Below are 1,432 nucleotides of genomic sequence, written 5' to 3' on the forward strand. Positions count from 1 at the left end.
ACGAGTTGCAGTATTTTAATTTTATCGGTATTTACAAAGCGAAAGGCAAATACAAGAAAACGTATCGAGACGCCAAACAATCGTATTTAAACCGAATTCGTTGGGCAGTTTCGATGTTTTATTTTGGTATGGGTTTATCTTTTGCCACTTGGGCAAGCCGAATTCCAAACATCAAAGCCGATTTGCAGTTGAGTGATGGCGAACTAGGAACCATTCTTTTTGCATTGCCAGTCGGACAGTTGACAATGATGTTTTTTTCGGGAAAACTAGTTACTCGTTTTGGAAGCGATCGCATTCTCACACTTTCAGCTTTACTATATGCTTTTAGTTTAACCAATATCGGACTGGCACAAAATGCATGGCAATTGGCTCTAGGATTGGTTTTCTTTGGAATCTTTGGCAATTTGACCAACATTTCTATAAATACTCAAGGAATTTATACCGAAGGACTTTTCAGGAGAGCAATTATGTCTTCGTTTCACGGAATGTGGAGTTTGGCAGGATTCACAGGAGCTATAGTTGGACTGGGAATGTTGGCACTAAAAATCACGACTTATATGCACTTTGTTATTGTGGCATTTGTAGTATTAGCTTTGGTGGGCATCAACGTCAAGTATTTAATAAAAGCCAAAGAAAAAGTTCGTGTCGAAAAGAAAAAAACATTCAGAAAACCAGATATGTCTTTGGTTTTGTTGGGTGTTATTGGTTTTTGTAGTATGGCGAGCGAAGGAATTATGTTCGATTGGAGTGGTGTTTATTTCAAAGATGTCGTCAAAGCACCTGGTCCATTAATCATTATTGGTTATACTTCTTTTATGATAATGATGGCTAGCGGACGATTTTTTGGAGACTATTTAATCAATAAATTTGGGCGGAAAACAGTGATGCAAATTAGTGGTGTTATGATTTCTTCGGGCTTGTATATGGCTGTAATTTTCCCTTATATCATTCCGTGTACTATCGCTTTTATGATTGTAGGTTTGGGCGTTTCTACCGTTATTCCTACACTTTACAGCATTGCGGGAAAACATCCAACGATTCCAACAGGCGAAGCTTTGACCGCTGTTTCTAGCGTGAGTTTCCTTGGGTTTTTGATGGGACCTCCCGTTATTGGTCATATTTCGGAACTATTTGGTTTGCAATTTTCATTTGCTTTTATTGGAATGTTCGGAATTTTGATCGCCTTCTTAGTCAAAAGAGTGAAAGCAATGGAATAAAAATACTTGAGTTATTTTACCACAGATTATTTCATCAATTCGCTATCGCTCGGGTCGCTGATTTTAAAAAATATTTCAAAATAAAACGGACTGATTTTAGCTGATTTATTCGAAATCAATCTTTCTGAAATCATAAAATAAAGATTCAAAAAAGAAATCTGTGAATCTGCGGTCAAAGTGAAAATTTATGTTTTAACCCTTAATGATTTCGATGC

1 protein-coding gene is annotated in these 1,432 nt (G+C 36.7%); it reads left to right on the forward strand.

Annotation, left to right across the window (positions count from 1 at the left end; genetic code table 11):
- Nucleotides 1-5 precede the first annotated feature (5 nt).
- On the forward strand, nucleotides 6-1,217 hold the full coding sequence (locus EKL98_RS15270) for an MFS transporter (RefSeq protein ID WP_126563074.1): 1,212 nt from the start codon (nucleotides 6-8) through the stop codon (nucleotides 1,215-1,217).
- Nucleotides 1,218-1,432 lie beyond the last annotated feature (215 nt).

It is taken from the genome of Flavobacterium bomense, from assembly GCF_003970355.1.